Source organism: Solidesulfovibrio sp. (assembly GCF_029978005.1).
Taxonomy (GTDB): domain Bacteria; phylum Desulfobacterota; class Desulfovibrionia; order Desulfovibrionales; family Desulfovibrionaceae; genus Solidesulfovibrio.
On record NZ_JARKOZ010000165.1, the window covers coordinates 15,553 to 31,002 of the forward strand.

Here is a 15,450-nt window from a genome sequence, read left to right on the forward strand (position 1 = left end):
CCTCCCTGTCGTCGTCGCCGCCGGAATCCGTGGACACATGGCGGCAAGTACGGTAGTTTGGGTCGTAGACGATAGTGGCGCTCTTGCGGCCTGCGCTTTCCCGTCAAGGAGTCGATCGTGTTTTCCGAGGACCAGCTAGTCGTATATCCAGCCCAGGGTGTGGGCAGGGTCGAACGTATCGAGACCCAGGAAATCGGCGGTGCCTCGGCCGACTTTTTCATCGTGCGCATCCTGAGCAACAACGTCACCCTCATGGTGCCGGTCAAAAACGCCGCCAACGTCGGCCTGCGCCCCTTGTGCACCGCCGAGCGGGGCGAGGCCATCATCGAGTCCCTCAAGGACCGTTCGGACTTCACCGGCTACACCGGCCAGAACTGGAACCGGCGCTACCGCGAATATTCCGAGAAGCTCAAAAGCGGCGACCTGGCCGACGTGGCCTACGTGCTCAAGGAGCTGCTGCTCATCGGCCAGAACAAGGAGTTGTCCTTCGGCGAGCGCCGGCTGCTGGAGCAGGCCACGAGCCTGCTCACCCTGGAGCTGGCCTTGGCGCTCGGCAAGGAGCAGCAGGAGATCAAGGACGTCATCAACGAGATCTTCGCCGACGTCCTGGCCCCCAAACCCGAGGAGTGATCGGCCGGGGCATCGGCCTGCGGGCCGAGCCGCCCTTGACAGTCCCCGGAAAAAGTATATGGATCTTTCCAGGCCGCTGCCGGTCTGTCCTCCACTACACTGGTCCCCGTAAACAAGCGAGTATACGCCGCTCTTTCATCGGACGGCCATACTGAATCCACGCTGCATCGGGTTTTATCGATCACTTCAAGACGCGCTATTCCGCGCCGGGCTATTTCTGTGAGCAACGCACCCAAACGCCGCGGACGTCCTCCCCAGTCCCCCCCTGCGCCCGTGCTTTCCGACCCAGTCGAAAGCGACGACATCCTACAACCGTCCACCCTCAAGCCGGGCATGATGGAAACATCCATGAACCTCTCCGAGCTCAAGCTCAAGAGCATGCCCGAACTCATGGACCTGGCCGTCCAGTATAACGTCGAGAACCCCAACGGCATGCGCAAGCAGGAGCTCATCTTCGCCCTGCTGCAAAGCTGCGCCTCCCAGAACGGGGCCATCTTCGGCGAGGGCGTGCTCGAAATCCTGCCCGACGGCTTCGGTTTCCTGCGCTCGCCCATGTACAGCTACATGCCGGGTCCGGACGACATCTACGTCTCCCCCTCGCAGATCCGCCGCTTCGGCCTGCGCAAGGGCGACGTGGTCTCGGGCCAGATCCGCCCGCCCAAGGAGGGGGAGCGCTATTTCGCCCTGCTTCGCGTGGGCGAGATCGGCTTCGCCCCGCCCGAGGCCTCGCGAAACCTCGTGCTCTTCGACAACCTGACGCCGCTGTATCCCGACAAGCGCTACGTCATGGAAAACGGAGCCGAGAACTATTCCTCCCGGGTCATCGACCTCCTGACCCCCATCGGCCACGGCCAGCGCGGCATCATCGTCGCCCCGCCCCGCACCGGCAAGACCATGCTCCTGCAGACCATCGCCAACTCGATCAACGCCAACCGGCCCGACGTCTTCCTCATCGTGCTGCTCATCGACGAGCGGCCCGAGGAAGTCACGGACATGGAGCGCACGGTCAAGGCCGAAGTGGTCTCCTCCACCTTCGACGAGCCGCCCCAGCGCCACGTCCAGGTGGCCGAGATGGTCATCGAGAAGGCCAAGCGCCTGGTCGAGCGCAAGATAGACGTGGTGATCCTGCTCGACAGCATCACGCGCCTGGGCCGCGCCTCCAACGCCGTCACCCCCTCCTCGGGGCGCGTGCTCTCCGGCGGCCTCGACGCCAACGCCCTGCAGCGGCCCAAGCGCTTCTTCGGCGCGGCCCGCAACATCGAGGGCGGCGGGTCGCTGACCATCATCGCCACGGCGCTCATCGACACCGGCTCCCGCATGGACGAAGTCATCTTCGAGGAGTTCAAGGGCACCGGCAACATGGAAATCTACCTGGACCGCCATCTGGCCGAAAAGCGCGTCTTCCCGGCCATCGACATCAACCGGTCCGGCACCCGCAAGGAAGAGCTGCTGCTCGAAACCGACGTGCTCAACCGCGTCTGGATCCTGCGCAAGCTGCTCGCCCCCATGAGCCCCATCGACTCCATGGAGTTTTTGCTCGACAAGATGCGCGGCACCAAAACCAACCGCGAGTTCCTGGATCTCATGAACCGCTAGCCCGGGACGGCCTCGCGCCGCTCCCGGGACGCGGCTCGCCGCCTCCCCCGACGGCCCCCCGGCGACGACGGCTTCGCGCTGTCGCCGGGGGGCCGTCGCCGCGAATACGCCCCAAGGTCGCCCATGCACATCTACGCCGACGCCGACGCCCTGCCCAACCCCATCAAGGAAATCCTGTTCCGCGCCGCCGTGCGCCTGCGCCTCGAACTGACCCTGGTGGCCAACAAGACCCTGGCCGTTCCGGCCTCGCCCTTCATCCGGGCCATCCGGGTGGGCCAGGGCTTCGACGTGGTGGACGCGGCCATCGTGGAACGGGTCGCGCCCGGGGACCTGGTCGTCACGGCGGACATCCCCCTCGCCGCCCTCGTCATCGAAAAGGACGCCCACGCCCTGAACCCCAGGGGCGAACTCTACACCAAGGACAACATTCAGGGCCGGCTGGCCATGCGCAACCTGCTCTACGAACTGCGCGGCGCGGGCGTGGCCACCGGCGGGCCGCCGCCCCTTTCCAACCGCGACCGGGAAGCCTTCGCCAACCAGCTCGACATCTTCCTGACCAAACACGCCGGGAGCTGAGGCGGCGCGGGCCGCCACGCCCGCCGGCCCGCCGTTCCTGTCCGCAACCTGTACGGCGTATTACAAAGCCGCGCCCGGCCGCCGGGGCCATCTTTCCTTCGCTTCGGGATCGCGTTATTTCCCGGGGATGCATATCCACCCCTTGCGCAACGCCTCGGGCATGCTGCGGCGCGCGGCGGCCGCCGTCGTCGCCGGCTGCTTCTTCCTCACGACGATTTTCGTCGCGCCCACGGCCCGGGCCGGCATGTTCTCCTTCGACCTCAAGGACGAGCGCGAGCTCGGCGAGAAGTTCAACGCGATCATACGCGCCCGCATGCCGCTGATCGAGGACACCGAGATCAACGACTACGTCACCAGCGTGGTCGATCGCATCGTGCGCATCATGCCGCCCCAGCCCTTCTCCTTCAACGTGGCCATCGTCAACAACAACGCGGTCAACGCCTTCGCCGGGCCGGCCGGCTACGTGTTCGTCTTCACCGGGCTCATGCTCAGCATGGAGCACGAATCCGAGATGGCGGGCGTGCTGTGCCACGAGCTGGCCCACGTGAGCCAGCGCCACATCGCCAAGCGCATGGGCGAGATCCAGGCCCTGTCCATCGGCCAGCTGGTCGGGGTGCTGGCCGGCGTGGTCCTCGGGCAGACCACGGGCAACCGCGACCTGGGCGCGGCCCTGGCCATCGGCTCCCAGGCGGCCACGGCCCAGGCCTATCTCAAATATTCCCGCGACGACGAACGCGAGGCCGACCAGGTCGGCATGAACTACCTGGTCGCGGCCGGCTATCCGCCGCGCGGGCTGGTCGAGGCCTTCGAGACCATGCGCAAGCTCAGGTGGATGCAGGGCGGGGGCGACATCCCCACCTACCTGAGCACCCACCCGGGCCTGGATGAGCGCATGAGCTACCTCAAGGACCGCCTGGGCAAGCTCCCGGCGGGCGTCCAGGCCCGCAAGGACGACGACACGGCCTTCAAGCGGGCGCAGATGCTCGTGCGCGCCCGCTACACCGACCCGAAAAACGCCGTGTCCTACTTCCGCAAGCTCGGCGACAAAGCCACCTGCCTGGACAAGCTGGGCCTGGCCATCGCCCTGTCGCGCTCCATGGAGGATGTCCGCCAGGCCAAGCCGGCCTTCGAGGAGGCCCTGGCCTGCGGCGGAAGCGACGCCCTGGTGCTGCGCGAATCCGGCCGGTTCTTTCTGAAGATACGGGACTTCGCCCGGGCCAAGGCCCTGCTCGAGGCGGCGCTTCGGGCCAATCCCAAGGACATCGACGCCAACTACGAATACGGCCGCATGCTGGCCCAGGAAGGCAACTACAAGGCCGCCGTGGCCTACCTGGAGCAGGTGCGGCTGCGGGTGCCGGAAAACGGCGAGATCCGCGCCACCTACGGCCAGGTTCTGGGCCAGGCCGGCGACGTCTTCCACGCCTACCTCAACCTGGCCTACGCCGCGATCTACGACAACAACCCGCGCCAGGTGAAGTTCCAGATGGACAAGGCCAAGGCCGCGGCCAAGACCGACGCCGACCGTCGCGAACTGGCCAAGCTGGAGGAAACCTTCAAGAAACGCTCGGAATACATGGGCAAGAAGGCTTTCGAATGAACGGCTCGCTGCTCGTGCGCCTGCCAAGGGGCGACGACCTGCTGGAGGCTTTGGCCGGCATCTGCCTGGAGAGAAACATCAGCAAGGGCCACCTGACCCTGATCGGTTCCCTGGAGCGGGCCGTGCTCGGCTTCTACGACCAGGACGCCCGGGAGCACCGCCTGCGGACCGTCGAGACGGGCACGGAGATCCTCTCGGGCCTCGGCAACGTCTCCCTCAGGGACGGCCTGCCCGTGGTGCACCTGCGCCTGACGCTTCTCACCGGCGACTTCGCCGTCACCGGCGGCCAGGCCATGCCCGGCTGCGTCCTTTTCGCCGGCGAGGCCTGCATCACCCCCCTGGCGGGCCCCTGCCTGCACCGGGGCCTCGACCCGGCCACGGGCCTGGCCCTCTGGGACCAGACCGGCATGTGACGCGAAGCGGCCGGGGCAACCTTGCGAGGTTGCCCCGGCCGCTGTCCTTCCCGCTTCCGCCCCGGTCGGTTTCCTGTGGCCTCGCCGTCGTCCGCCGGCAAGGCCACAGGCCATATCCACGCAATACACGACCGCGGGCTTCGCGGACACCCGTCTTCGGGACGCCCCGCTAGAAGCGTTCGAAGTCGTCGTCGCGCGGCTCCGGACCAAGGTCCACGAGGGCTGCGGGCGCGGCGGTCCTGGCGATGGCCTTGGGCTTGCCGGCCCTGGCGGCCGCCTTCCTGGCCTGCAAGGGAGCCTGGGTCAGGGCTTTGGTCCTGGACGAAGAGCCGGCCACCTGGAAGAACCCGATCGTGGCCTGCAACTGCTCGGCCTGGGAGGAGAGCTCCTCGGCCGTGGACGCCACTTCCTCCGAGGACGAGGCGTTTTGCTGCACCACCTGATCGAGCTGCTGCAGGGCCCGATTGACCTGGGACGCGCCGGCGCTCTGCTCGGCCGAGGAGGCCGCGATCTCCTGCACCAGTTCGGACGTCTTGTGGATGTCGGGCACGAGCTTGCCGAGCAGGCCGCCGGCCCGTTCGGCCACTTCCAGGCTGGAGGAGGACAGGGCGTTGATTTCCGCCGCCGCGGCCTGGCTTCGTTCGGCGAGCTTGCGCACCTCGGCGGCGACCACGGCGAATCCCCGCCCGTGCTCGCCCGCCCGGGCGGCCTCGACGGCGGCGTTGAGAGCCAGCAGATCCGTTTGCCGGGCGATCTCCTCGATAACCGAAATCTTGGAGGAAATCTCCCGCATGGCGGCCACCGTCTGGTTCATGGCCGTTCCGGATTCCTTCGCGTCCTCGGCCGCCTTGCGGGCCAGGGACTCGGTCTGCTGGGCGTTGTCGGCGTTCTGCTTGATGGCGGAACTCATCTCCTCCATGGAGGCGGAGGACTCCTCCACGGCCGAGGCCTGTTCCGAGGCCCCCTGGGACAGGGCCTGGGAGGAAGCGGAAAGCTCTTCCGCGCCGGAGGACATGTTCTCGGCCCCGGCCTGCACTTCCTGGACGATGTCGGTGAGCCTGCCCACCATGTCGCGCAGGGCCCGCATGAGGCCGTCCTTTTCGGAACGCATGCGCACGTCCAGGCGCAAGTCGCCGGAAGCGAGCTTCTCGGCCATGACGGCCACGCTTTTTTCCGCCTCGGCGACACTGCGCAGGGAATCGGCGAGTTCGCCGAGCTCATCCTTGGTCTTGATCTCGAGAATCCCGGTCAGGTCGCCCACGGCCAGCTTGGAGGCGAAATCCTTCCCCTGCAGCAAGGCGGGGAGGATGGAGCGCGGGATGTAGATACTCAAAAACACGCCGATGACCACGGCGACCGACAACAACACGATCGAAAAGAGCCAAGCCTGTTCATAAGTGGCGCGCCCGGCGGCGGCTTCGTCGATCCCACCCTTGTCGTTGATGGCCACGCATTGCTGCAGGGCGTCCAAGGCGCTATTGAACACCTTGGGCACGTCATTGGACGAGATGGCCAGGGCTTCATCTTTTTTTTGCTGACCAATCAATTCGAAGATCTTGTCATGCAGTTGGTAATAGCGACTGGCGTTTTCGGTGAATGTTTCATAACTCCTTCGTTCTTTATCCGAGGAAATCAACTTGTCGTAGCGTATCTGTGTCTGCTTCACTTTGTCGAGCGCTTCCACCATACGCTGTTCATTCTGACGCCTCATGTCATCCGTTAGGGATGTCAGGTAATTCAATTCGTATCGCCTGGCGTTGGCGAATTCCATTGTGAGGGTTCCTACTTCCTTTATGCTCGGGAGCCAATTGACCGCCAGCTCATTCGTTGACCTGTATACGATCTTGAGCTGCACCATGCTGGCGACACCATAGGCGATGAATATAAGCACAATGGTCGAAAAGCTGACTGGCAATTTTACGGACAGCTTCATACACACCATCCCCTATTTATATTGAACAATCGTCGCTGACATCAGCATGAACCATATGTGAAAATTGATACACCCAACCTCGACAAACAACTTCTGGAGACAGTCATGTTTTCCCGTCGGCGAATTTCCGCGAATCCGTCCTTATTATTAGCCTACGACACCAAATTATACAACTGTTCTCGATGGTAATTTATCCCAAAATACAAAGTAAATAGTTTTGAGTATTGCATCATGATGAAATAACGGCAAATTACACTACGGCAAGAACTCAAAGCCTCAAGAGAGGAAAGCGGCTGACACAGTCCTGCCTGCCCGACCTCAGGCGCTGCCCGGCCCGTTGCGCCCGTTCCCGCGGGGACGGCGAGCAAAGGATGAACCCTAGGAACGCCGCTAAAAGCAAGGGGTCGGGCCTTTCGGCCCGACCCCTTGCGTGCTGTCGTCTGTATCCGACGGAATCCGCACTTGCGGTCGGCTATGCGAGTGTCTTCTGCCGCGGCGCCGGCGCGATCATCTGCGGCGCGTCAGGCGTCGACGCGGCCATGAAACCGCCTGGCCGGCAATCCGGCTGACGGCCTGTGACGTCGCGCGCCCCTCGGCCGCCGCGAGCTTTCCCCCGCGAGTGCGGCGTTCTCGAAATCTGAGCGCACGAACCTCGAGAACAATCCATTGCTCGAATGTCCTTCCGCACAAGGATATCGCCAGGGTGTTTCGCGAACGCCATTAGATCGGCGTGCCGTTTTTCGCGATGTCGGCCAGGATGCGGGCCTTGAGCAGACGCGACACCGGCCCGGGCTTGCCGTCGCCCACGGGCGCGCCGTTGTAGCGCACGATGCTCAGGCAATCGTTGGTGGTGCCGAGGATCATCATCTCCCGGGCCGTGGCGATGGCCTCCTCGCGCACCGGCGCGAAGACCACCTCCGCCTCGCCGGCGAGGAGCTCCACCGCCCGCATGAGGGTGGTGCCGCGAAGGGCGTTGTTGAGCTCCGGCACGACGAAGCGGCCGTCCGCGTCCACCAGGCAGATGTTCTCGGTCGCGCCCTCGGCCAAAAAGCCCTTGTCGTCGTAGCAGACCGGGTAGTCCTCGCCGCGCATGGTGGCCTCGCGCTTCATGAGGACGTTGGGCAGGTAGTCGATGGACTTGATGCGGGCCAGGTAGTTCTGCTTGGCCGGGATGGAGGTGCGAAAGGCGGTCACGCCCTTCTCGAAGGCCTCGGCCGGACGAGGGTGGAAGCGGTAGGCCACGATGGTCAGGCTCGGCACCGGACACTCGGCCGGGTCGATGCCGAAGCCGCCCGGGCCGCGCCCGACGATGACCCGCACCATGCCCGTGTCCGCCCTGCCGGCCCGGCACACGGCCAGGGTCAAGTCCGCCACCTCGCCCCAGGGACAGGGCGGGGCAAGGTGGATGGCGGCGGCCGAGCGCTCCATGCGCTCGAAATGGGGGGCCACCTGGTAGAGCCGGCCGTCCACGTACTTGAGGGTCTCGAAGACCCCGTCGCCCCGATGGACCAGGTGGTCGTCCAGGGGGATGAGCAGAAGCCTCGGGTCCGTGCCGATCACGCCCAGGCGGTGCTCGTAAAAAGCCAGCAAATTCTCGCCGCCGGGGCGCGGCGCGGCCAGCAGACGGGCGACGTAGGCGTCGGCATCGACAATCTCGGGCATGGAAACCACTCCTTGCAAACGCATTGGGGGAAGCGTCCCTAAGGACGCCTCCCCCATTCACGATTTTTCCCTTCCGGTCAAACGGACGGTTACGCGGGCACGCCGACCTTGTCCTTCTCGATGAGCAGCTCGGCGATCTGCACGGCGTTGAGCGCCGCGCCCTTGCGGATGTTGTCGGCCACGATCCAGAGGTTGAGGCCATTGTCGATGGTCGCGTCCTCGCGGATGCGGCCCACGAACACGTCGTCCTCGCCGGCGGCGTGAATGGGCATGGGGTAGATCTTCTCCGACGGGTTGTCGTAGACCGTGACCCCCGGAGCCTGGGACAGGATGACCCGGGCGTCCTTGGCCGTGAGCTTTTTTTCGGTCTCGATGTTGACCGACTCGCTGTGGCCGTAGAAAACCGGCACGCGCACGGTGGTGGCCGTGACCCGAATCGAGTCGTCGCCCATGATCTTGGTGGTTTCCTTGATCATCTTGATTTCTTCGAAGGTGTAGTCGCCGTCGGAGAAAACGTCGATCTGGGGCAGGCAGTTGAAGGCGATCTGGTACGGATAGACCTTCGCCTCGGGGTCCTGCATGTTGAAGAGCTGGCGCACCTGCGTTTCGAGCTCGGCGATGGCCTTCTGGCCGGTGCCGGAAACGGCCTGGTAGGTGGACACGATCACGCGCTTGATTCTGGCCGCGTCGTGCAGGGGCTTGAGCGCCACCACCATCTGGATGGTCGAGCAGTTGGGGTTGGCGATGATGCCCTTGTGCCAGTCCACGTCGTCGGGGTTGACCTCCGGCACCACCAGCGGCACCTCGGGGTCCATGCGCCAGGCGCTGGAATTGTCGATGACCACGCAGCCGGACTTGACGGCGAAGGGCGCGAATTTTTTCGAGGTTGCGCCGCCGGCGGAGAAGAGCGCGATGTCCACGCCCTCGAAGGACTTCTCGGTCATCTCCTCGACGGTCAGCTCCCCACCGGCAAAAGGCACGGTGGTGCCCGCCGAGCGCGAGGAAGCCAAGGCCTTGACGGTCTTGGCCGGAAACGCGCGCTGTTCCAGGGTCTTGAGCATCTCCCGTCCCACGGCTCCCGTGGCCCCGGCCACGGCCACAACCCACTCGCCCCTGCCCATACGGTCCTCCATTGCGTTTATGGCGCCTCCGGCGGCCAGGAGGGGGAAGCCCCCTCCTGGACCTCCCCACAAGGGGATGGCCCACGGCGCTCGTCCAAGCGGTTATTTCGAAAAATATATGCTACAATACCAATTTGCTACAGTCCAAGGCCGGCCACGATGGACAGCACGGCCTCGGCCTTGTTGAGCGTATAGAGGTGCACCCCCGGCGCGCCCCGGTCGAGAAGGTCCCTGGCCTGTCGCTTGGCGTAGGCCACTCCCACCTCGGCCACGGCCGCCGCGCCGCCCGCGGCGTCGGCCGCTTCCAGCTCGGCCAGATAGGCCGGCGGCAGGCTCGCCCCGCAAAGCCCCACCAGCCGCTTGATGCTGGCCAGGCTCATGACCGGCAGCACCCCCGGCACGATGGGCGCGTCGATGCCGAGCGCCCGCACCTTGGTCACGAAGTCGAAATAGCAGTCGTTGTCGAAAAAAAGCTGCGTGACCACGAAGTCGCCGCCCACGGCGAGCTTCTGGCGCAGAAAGCCCAGGTCCGCCTCGGCCGAGATAGCCTCGGGATGGCATTCGGGATAGCCGGCCACGCCCAGGCACAGCGCGGGATACTCCCGCCGGATGAAGTTGACGAGGTCGGTGGCGTGCTGGAAATCGGCGGAATCCGGAACGAAATTCTCCTGCCCCCGGGGCGGGTCGCCGCGAAGGGCCAGCACGTTGTCCACGCCCGCCTCGCGCAGTCCGTCCAGGAAGCCGCGGATCTTCTCCCGGCTCGCCCCGACGCAGGTCAGATGGGCCATGGGCTCCAGGCCGTAGGCGGTCCTCAGGCGCGAGACGATCTCCAGCGTATGGGCATGGGTGCTGCCGCCGGCCCCGTAAGTCACGGAGACGAACAGCGGCCGCACCGGCAACAGCCGCTCCACCACGTCGAAAAACCCGGCCCAGGCGTCGCGCTCCTTGGGCGGGAAGAACTCCAGCGAAACGAACGGCCGCCTAGCCTCGATCAATTCCCTGATGCGCACGCGGTCTCCTTGCGATGGCGGGGAGGAAGAGGCGAAGACCGGGGGGGAAAAACCCCCTTTTTGAAAAAAGGGGGTTTTCCCCCCCCGGCCCCCCCTTTTCCCCGAAAAACTTTCAAAGGGGGGTTGTCGCTACGCGGACGATGTCGGTCGGCAGGCTCCGGAGGAGGCGGCTATTGGATGACCGCGCCGCCGGAGACGGCCAGCTGGGCCACGATCTCCCGGTCCGCTTCCAGAAACGGCCTGTCCTGCCCCTCCCGCGGGGTCAGCCATTCCAGTTCCTGCCCCTCCAGCGGATGGATCTCGCCTTCGAAGGCCTGGATATGGAAGAAATGCAGGCGCACGGAAATGTGGTCGTAGGCATGCTCTTTTTCCTGGAAAAAGGCAATCGCGGTAGGCGTTATGTCCAATTCTTCACGCAGTTCCCGCACCAATGCCGCGCGGACCGACTCGTTGGGCTCCACCTTGCCGCCGGGGAACTCGTACTGCCCGGCCATGGGCTTGCCTTCGGGGCGCTTGACGCCCAGATACTTTCCATCTTGCCAGATGACGGCGGCCACCACGGTCACGATCTTCGGCGGACACTTCATGATGCCTCCAGCAGTGCGGCCCGTCGGGCCTCAAGGTCGGCGATTTCTTCTTCCAGGACCGCCATGCGGGCGAGCAGTTCCTCGGCCTCGTGGCCAAGGGTTCCGTACTCCTTGCCGAGCGAGGAGAAGAGCTCCTTCTGGGCGTACGTTTCCGGCTCGGCCATGACGGCCTCCACTTCGGACTGGCGGGCCAGCACCGCTTCGAGCCTGGCCTCCAGCTTGTCAAAGGCTTCGCGCTTGGGCTTGATGTCGCGGTAGAGGGCGTTTCGCTGCTCGGCCACCTTGCGCTTGCGCTCCTTGTCCTCCTGGCGCGAGAGCTTCGGCGCGGCGGCCGGTGCCTCCTCGTCGCCGCCCGCGCCGTCCTGGCGGGCGGACTGAGCCTGGGCCTGGGCCGCCTCGTAGGCGGCGAAGCCCTCGTCGTAGACCGTGATCCCCTCCTCGCCCACGGACCAGACCTCGGCCGCCGCCTCGCGCAGCAGGTAGCGGTCGTGGGCCACCATGAGGATGGTGCCGGCGTATTCCGAAAGCGCCCGCACCAGCGCCTCGCGGCTCTCCAGGTCCAGGTGGTTGGTGGGCTCGTCCAGGACCAGGAAATTGGCCCGGGCGGAAAAAAGCCCGGCCAGGACCAGCCGCGACTTCTCGCCGCCGGACAGTTCGGACACCCGGCGCTCCCAGTATTCCTCGCCGAGGAGAAAAAGGCCCAGGATGGAGCAGACTTCCAGGTGCGTGGCCTTTGGCCCGGCCATGCGCTTCATCTCGGACATGACCAGGGCGTCGCTTTGCAAAATCTCTGTCTGGTGCTGGCTGAAATAGCCGAGCTTGACCCCGGTGCCGAGAAGCAGCCGGCCCGAGGCGGGCCGCAGCGCCCCGACCACGAGCTTTAAAAGCGTGGTCTTGCCCGCGCCGTTGTGCCCGACCAGGGCCACCTTCTGGCCGCGAAAGAGCTGGAAGGTCAGGGGCGGCCACAGGGGCCCCCGGCCGGGATAGGCGTAGGCCAGGTCGGCGGCGGCGGCCACTGTCTTGTCCGAGCGCTCGGGCTCGGGCAGCGTGAAGTTGAGCGTCTTTGCCCGCACGTCCGGCCGTTCGCTTTTCAGCGCCGACAGCTCCTTTTCGAGCTTGTCCACGTTCTTGAGCTTGCTTTGCGCCTGCCGGGCCTTGGTGGCCTTGTAGCGGAAGCGGTCGACGAACGCGCCATGCTGCTTGATCTTGCTGTCGATGGCCGCCGCCTGCCGCTCCCACTGCTTCTCCATCTCCTCGCGCCAGGCCAGGAACTGGGTGAAGGAGCCGGGCCGCCACACGGGCTTCACGTCGCCCATGAAAAGCGTATGCGTGGCCACCCGGTCGAGGAAGATCCGGTCGTGGGCCACGAAGACCAGTACGCCGGAAAAGTTGCACAGAAACGATTCGAGCCAGGAGACGGCGTCCAGGTCCAGGTGGTTGGTGGGCTCGTCGAGGAGCAGCACGTCGGCCCCGGCCGTGAGCACCCGGGCCAGCTTGGCCCGCTCGCGCCAGCCGCCGGACAGGGCGGCGATGGGCGCGGTCTGGTGCTTTTCCTCGAACCCCAGGCCGGAAAGGATGGTCTTGGCCCGGTGCTCGGGGTTGTAGCCCAGCGCATGTTCGAGGCTCGCCTGCTCGTGGGCCAGGGCCTCCATGGCCGCCTTGTCGCCGGCGGCCACGGCCGCGTCGTAACGGGCCCAGAACTCCTTCCAGGACGGCAGCGCGGCCATGACCCAGGAGAGGAGCGTCATGCCGAGGTCGGCCTCGTCCATGTCCTGGGCCACGTAGCCCAGGCGCGCGCCGGTGGAGAGGACCACCTTGCCGCCGTCGGGCTCGGATACCCCGGCGATGAGTTTTAAAAGCGTGGACTTGCCCGCGCCGTTCTGGCCGACCACGGCCAGGCGCGTGCCGCCGGGAATCTCCAGGGAAAACTCCTTGAAGAGGTCGCGGCCGCCATAGGACTTGGAGAGATTTTGCAGACTGACTTTGGCCATAACTTCCATGGGCGCGACGCGCGGCCGCGAAGGGGCATGCCGGGCGGATCGCCCGGCGCTGCCCTCCATACGCAAAAAAGGCCCGGAGAACCAGCCCCCGCCGCCGGAAAAAACCGACGGCCGGGAGCGGTCCCGCCGGGCCTTGGAATCGCTGACGTTCCCGCTAGCCCAGACGCGCCACGACCAGGTCGCCCATGGCCTTGCAGCCGACAAGCGTCTTGCCGGGTTCCATGATGTCGCCCGTGCGGTAGCCCTCGGAGAGCACCTTGGCGCAGGCCGCCTCGATGGCGTCGGCCGCTTTTGCCTCGCCGAAGGAGTGCTTGAGCATCATGGCCACGGACAGGATGGTGGCCAACGGGTTGGCCTTGTCCTGGCCCGCGATGTCCGGGGCCGAGCCGTGGATGGGCTCGTACAGGCCCGGGTTGGCCGCGCCGAGCGACGCCGAGGGCAGCATGCCGATGGAGCCGGTGATGACTGCCGCCTCGTCGGACAGGATGTCGCCAAAGAGGTTCTCGGTCACGATGACGTCGAACTGGGACGGGTCGCGCACCAGCTGCATGGCGGCGTTGTCCACGTACATGTGGGAAAGCTCCACGTCGGGATAGTCCTTGGCCACCTCCAGCACCACGGCCCGCCACAGGCGCGAGACGTCGAGCACGTTGGCCTTGTCCACGCTGCACAGCCTGCCCCGGCGCTTTCTCGCCGTCTCGAAGCCGACCTTGGCGATGCGGCGCACCTCGTGCTCGGCGTAGACCATGGTGTTGAACCCCACCTTCTCGCCGCCGCGCTCCTCGATGCCGCGCGGCTCGCCGAAATAGGCCCCGCCCGTGAGCTCTCGCACGACCATCACGTCGAGCCCCTTGCCCACGATGTCCGGGCGCAGGCAGCAGGCGGCGGCCAGCTCGGGAAAAAGCCTGGCCGGACGCAGGTTGGCGAAAAGCCCCAGCGCCTTGCGGATGCCGAGCAGGCCCTTTTCCGGGCGGATGGCCGGATCAAGCGTGTCCCACCGGGGGCCGCCGACCGCGCCCAAAAGCACGGCGTCGGCCGCCTTGCAGGCCGCCACCGTGGCCTCGGGCAACGGGCCGCCCGTGGCGTCGATGGCCGCGCCGCCGATCAGCGCCTTGGTAAAGGCGAACTCCAGGCCGAACTTTTCGCCGACCGTCCCCAACACCTTCATGGCCTCGGCCACGATCTCGGGACCTATGCCGTCGCCCGGCATCACACAGATATTATAACGCATGGCATGTCCTCGAGGGGAAGCCTCCGGCGGGCAGGGGCTCCGCCCCTGCACCCCGCCGGGGGGGATCATCCCCCCCGGTCCCCCTGTAAAGGGGGTAAATAATATTCTCGTTGTCCATGCCCCGGGCATCCCCCTAGAGGGGGTGGTCCAGGAGGGGCCACTGGCCCCTCCTGGCCGCCGGAGGCATCTTCCTCTTCTTTCTTCCCGCTTACGCGCGCGCGGCCAGGCGTTCCTTGACGTAGGGGACGAGGCCGCCGGCGTCGAGGATGCCTTTCATGAAGGCCGGCACGGGCTTGCACTGGATCTTCTGGCCCGTGGTCAGGTCTTCGATGACGCCGCTGTCGGCGTCGATCTTCAGTTCGTCGCCGTCGCCGATCTTGCCGACGTCGTCGCCGATCTCCAGCAGAATAAGGCCCATGTTGAAGCTGTTGCGGTAGAAGATGCGGGCGAAGCTGTGGGCGATGACCACGGGAATGCCCGCGCCGAGCAGGGCCACGGGCGCGTGCTCGCGGGAGGAGCCGCAGCCGAAGTTCTCGCCGGCGACCATGATGTCGCCTTTTTTGACCCGTTTGATCCAGCCGGGCTCCAGGCCCTCCATGCAGTTGGCCCCGAGTTCGGCCACGTCGGTGGTGACCAGGAACCGGGCGGGAATGATGGCGTCCGTATCGATATGCGCCCCGACTTTGTGCGCTTTTCCTTGAAACATGATCTCTCTCCTTAAGTATATCCCAGCGAGGGGGTCCGGGGGGCATCATGCTCCCCGGCCGCCGGAGGCATCTTCCTCTTTTTACACCTTCGCCGGGTCCACGATCTCGCCGGCGATGGCGGCGGCGGCGGCGGCCGGGCCGGAGAGGTAGACTTCGCTTTCCAGGCTGCCCATGCGGCCCTTGAAGTTGCGGTTGGTGGTGGCGATGGCGCGCTCGCCGCCGGCCAGGATGCCCATATGGCCGCCGAGGCACGGCCCGCAGGTGGCCGGGCCGACGATGCAGCCGGAATCCATGAAGGTTTCGATCAGCCCTTCGGCCAGGGCCTGCCGCCAGATGGTGGGGGTGGCGGGCAGGACGATGCAGCGCACGGTCTTGGCGACCTTCCTG

Annotated in this window: 14 protein-coding genes; 5 read left to right on the top strand and 9 right to left on the bottom strand. The window is 65.9% G+C overall.

Going from position 1 to position 15,450, the window contains the following annotated elements:
* Positions 1–117 precede the first annotated feature (117 nt).
* From Q1K70_RS18255 to Q1K70_RS18275, 5 genes are all read left to right on the top strand, one after another.
* Positions 118–630 carry a CarD family transcriptional regulator gene (locus Q1K70_RS18255; protein ID WP_300162747.1) on the top strand — a complete coding sequence of 171 codons (513 nt, stop codon included), beginning with the start codon at positions 118–120 and terminating at the stop codon, positions 628–630.
* Between the two features lie 348 nt (positions 631–978).
* Positions 979–2,226 carry a transcription termination factor Rho gene (gene rho / locus Q1K70_RS18260; protein WP_300162750.1) on the top strand — a complete coding sequence of 416 codons (1,248 nt, stop codon included), beginning with the start codon at positions 979–981 and terminating at the stop codon, positions 2,224–2,226.
* A 123-nt stretch (positions 2,227–2,349) separates the two neighbouring features.
* Entirely contained in the window at positions 2,350–2,802 is a 453-nt protein-coding gene (locus tag Q1K70_RS18265; RefSeq protein ID WP_300162753.1) for a YaiI/YqxD family protein, read from the top strand.
* 160 nt (positions 2,803–2,962) lie between these two features.
* On the top strand, positions 2,963–4,399 hold the full coding sequence (locus Q1K70_RS18270; protein ID WP_300162756.1) for a M48 family metallopeptidase: 1,437 nt from the start codon (positions 2,963–2,965) through the stop codon (positions 4,397–4,399).
* Entirely contained in the window at positions 4,396–4,812 is a 417-nt protein-coding gene (locus tag Q1K70_RS18275; RefSeq protein WP_300162759.1) for a DUF296 domain-containing protein, read from the top strand. Before Q1K70_RS18270 ends, Q1K70_RS18275 begins: the two co-directional genes overlap by 4 nt.
* 169 nt (positions 4,813–4,981) lie before the next feature.
* Here the strand turns inward: Q1K70_RS18275 and Q1K70_RS18280 are convergent, their stop codons facing one another.
* The 9 genes from Q1K70_RS18280 to Q1K70_RS18320 all read right to left on the bottom strand — a co-directional run.
* On the bottom strand, positions 4,982–6,754 hold the full coding sequence (locus tag Q1K70_RS18280; RefSeq protein WP_366521733.1) for a methyl-accepting chemotaxis protein: 1,773 nt from the start codon (positions 6,752–6,754) through the stop codon (positions 4,982–4,984).
* 711 nt (positions 6,755–7,465) lie between these two features.
* On the bottom strand, positions 7,466–8,407 hold the full coding sequence (locus Q1K70_RS18285) for an aminotransferase class IV (RefSeq protein WP_300162765.1): 942 nt from the start codon (positions 8,405–8,407) through the stop codon (positions 7,466–7,468).
* Between the two features lie 89 nt (positions 8,408–8,496).
* Complete coding sequence (locus Q1K70_RS18290) at positions 8,497–9,528, bottom strand: aspartate-semialdehyde dehydrogenase (protein WP_300162767.1); 1,032 nt, start codon at positions 9,526–9,528, stop codon at positions 8,497–8,499.
* 137 nt (positions 9,529–9,665) lie between these two features.
* Complete coding sequence (gene metF, locus Q1K70_RS18295; protein ID WP_300162770.1) at positions 9,666–10,538, bottom strand: methylenetetrahydrofolate reductase [NAD(P)H]; 873 nt, start codon at positions 10,536–10,538, stop codon at positions 9,666–9,668.
* A 170-nt stretch (positions 10,539–10,708) separates the two neighbouring features.
* A complete protein-coding gene (locus Q1K70_RS18300) occupies positions 10,709–11,125 on the bottom strand; it encodes a (deoxy)nucleoside triphosphate pyrophosphohydrolase (protein WP_300162773.1) in 417 nt (138 codons plus the stop codon).
* On the bottom strand, positions 11,122–13,116 hold the full coding sequence (locus tag Q1K70_RS18305; protein ID WP_300162776.1) for an ABC-F family ATP-binding cassette domain-containing protein: 1,995 nt from the start codon (positions 13,114–13,116) through the stop codon (positions 11,122–11,124). The genes Q1K70_RS18300 and Q1K70_RS18305 overlap by 4 nt, the downstream gene beginning before the upstream one ends.
* 163 nt (positions 13,117–13,279) lie before the next feature.
* Positions 13,280–14,356: a 3-isopropylmalate dehydrogenase gene (gene leuB / locus Q1K70_RS18310; RefSeq protein ID WP_300162778.1), complete on the bottom strand. Its 1,077-nt coding sequence runs from the start codon at positions 14,354–14,356 to the stop codon at positions 13,280–13,282.
* A 208-nt stretch (positions 14,357–14,564) separates the two neighbouring features.
* On the bottom strand, positions 14,565–15,062 hold the full coding sequence (locus Q1K70_RS18315; protein ID WP_300162781.1) for a 3-isopropylmalate dehydratase small subunit: 498 nt from the start codon (positions 15,060–15,062) through the stop codon (positions 14,565–14,567).
* Positions 15,063–15,143: 81 nt separating this feature from the next.
* Positions 15,144–15,450: aconitase family protein (locus Q1K70_RS18320; protein WP_300162783.1), on the bottom strand; the 307-nt coding region annotated here is incomplete at its 5' end.

Bases quoted from the DNA above. Each gene is read 5' to 3' on its own strand.
- rho (WP_300162750.1), top strand. From the start codon at position 979: ATGAACCTCTCCGAGCTCAAGCTCAAGAGCATGCCCGAACTCATGGAC.
- Q1K70_RS18285 (WP_300162765.1), bottom strand. From the start codon at position 8,407: ATGCCCGAGATTGTCGATGCCGACGCCTACGTCGCCCGTCTGCTGGCC.
- Q1K70_RS18300 (WP_300162773.1), bottom strand. From the start codon at position 11,125: ATGAAGTGTCCGCCGAAGATCGTGACCGTGGTGGCCGCCGTCATCTGG.
- Q1K70_RS18275 (WP_300162759.1), top strand. From the start codon at position 4,396: ATGAACGGCTCGCTGCTCGTGCGCCTGCCAAGGGGCGACGACCTGCTG.
- Q1K70_RS18305 (WP_300162776.1), bottom strand. From the start codon at position 13,116: ATGGCCAAAGTCAGTCTGCAAAATCTCTCCAAGTCCTATGGCGGCCGC.
- Q1K70_RS18290 (WP_300162767.1), bottom strand. From the start codon at position 9,528: ATGGGCAGGGGCGAGTGGGTTGTGGCCGTGGCCGGGGCCACGGGAGCC.
- leuB (WP_300162778.1), bottom strand. From the start codon at position 14,356: ATGCGTTATAATATCTGTGTGATGCCGGGCGACGGCATAGGTCCCGAG.
- Q1K70_RS18315 (WP_300162781.1), bottom strand. From the start codon at position 15,062: ATGTTTCAAGGAAAAGCGCACAAAGTCGGGGCGCATATCGATACGGAC.
- Q1K70_RS18280 (WP_366521733.1), bottom strand. From the start codon at position 6,754: ATGGTGTGTATGAAGCTGTCCGTAAAATTGCCAGTCAGCTTTTCGACC.
- Q1K70_RS18265 (WP_300162753.1), top strand. From the start codon at position 2,350: ATGCACATCTACGCCGACGCCGACGCCCTGCCCAACCCCATCAAGGAA.
- Q1K70_RS18270 (WP_300162756.1), top strand. From the start codon at position 2,963: ATGCTGCGGCGCGCGGCGGCCGCCGTCGTCGCCGGCTGCTTCTTCCTC.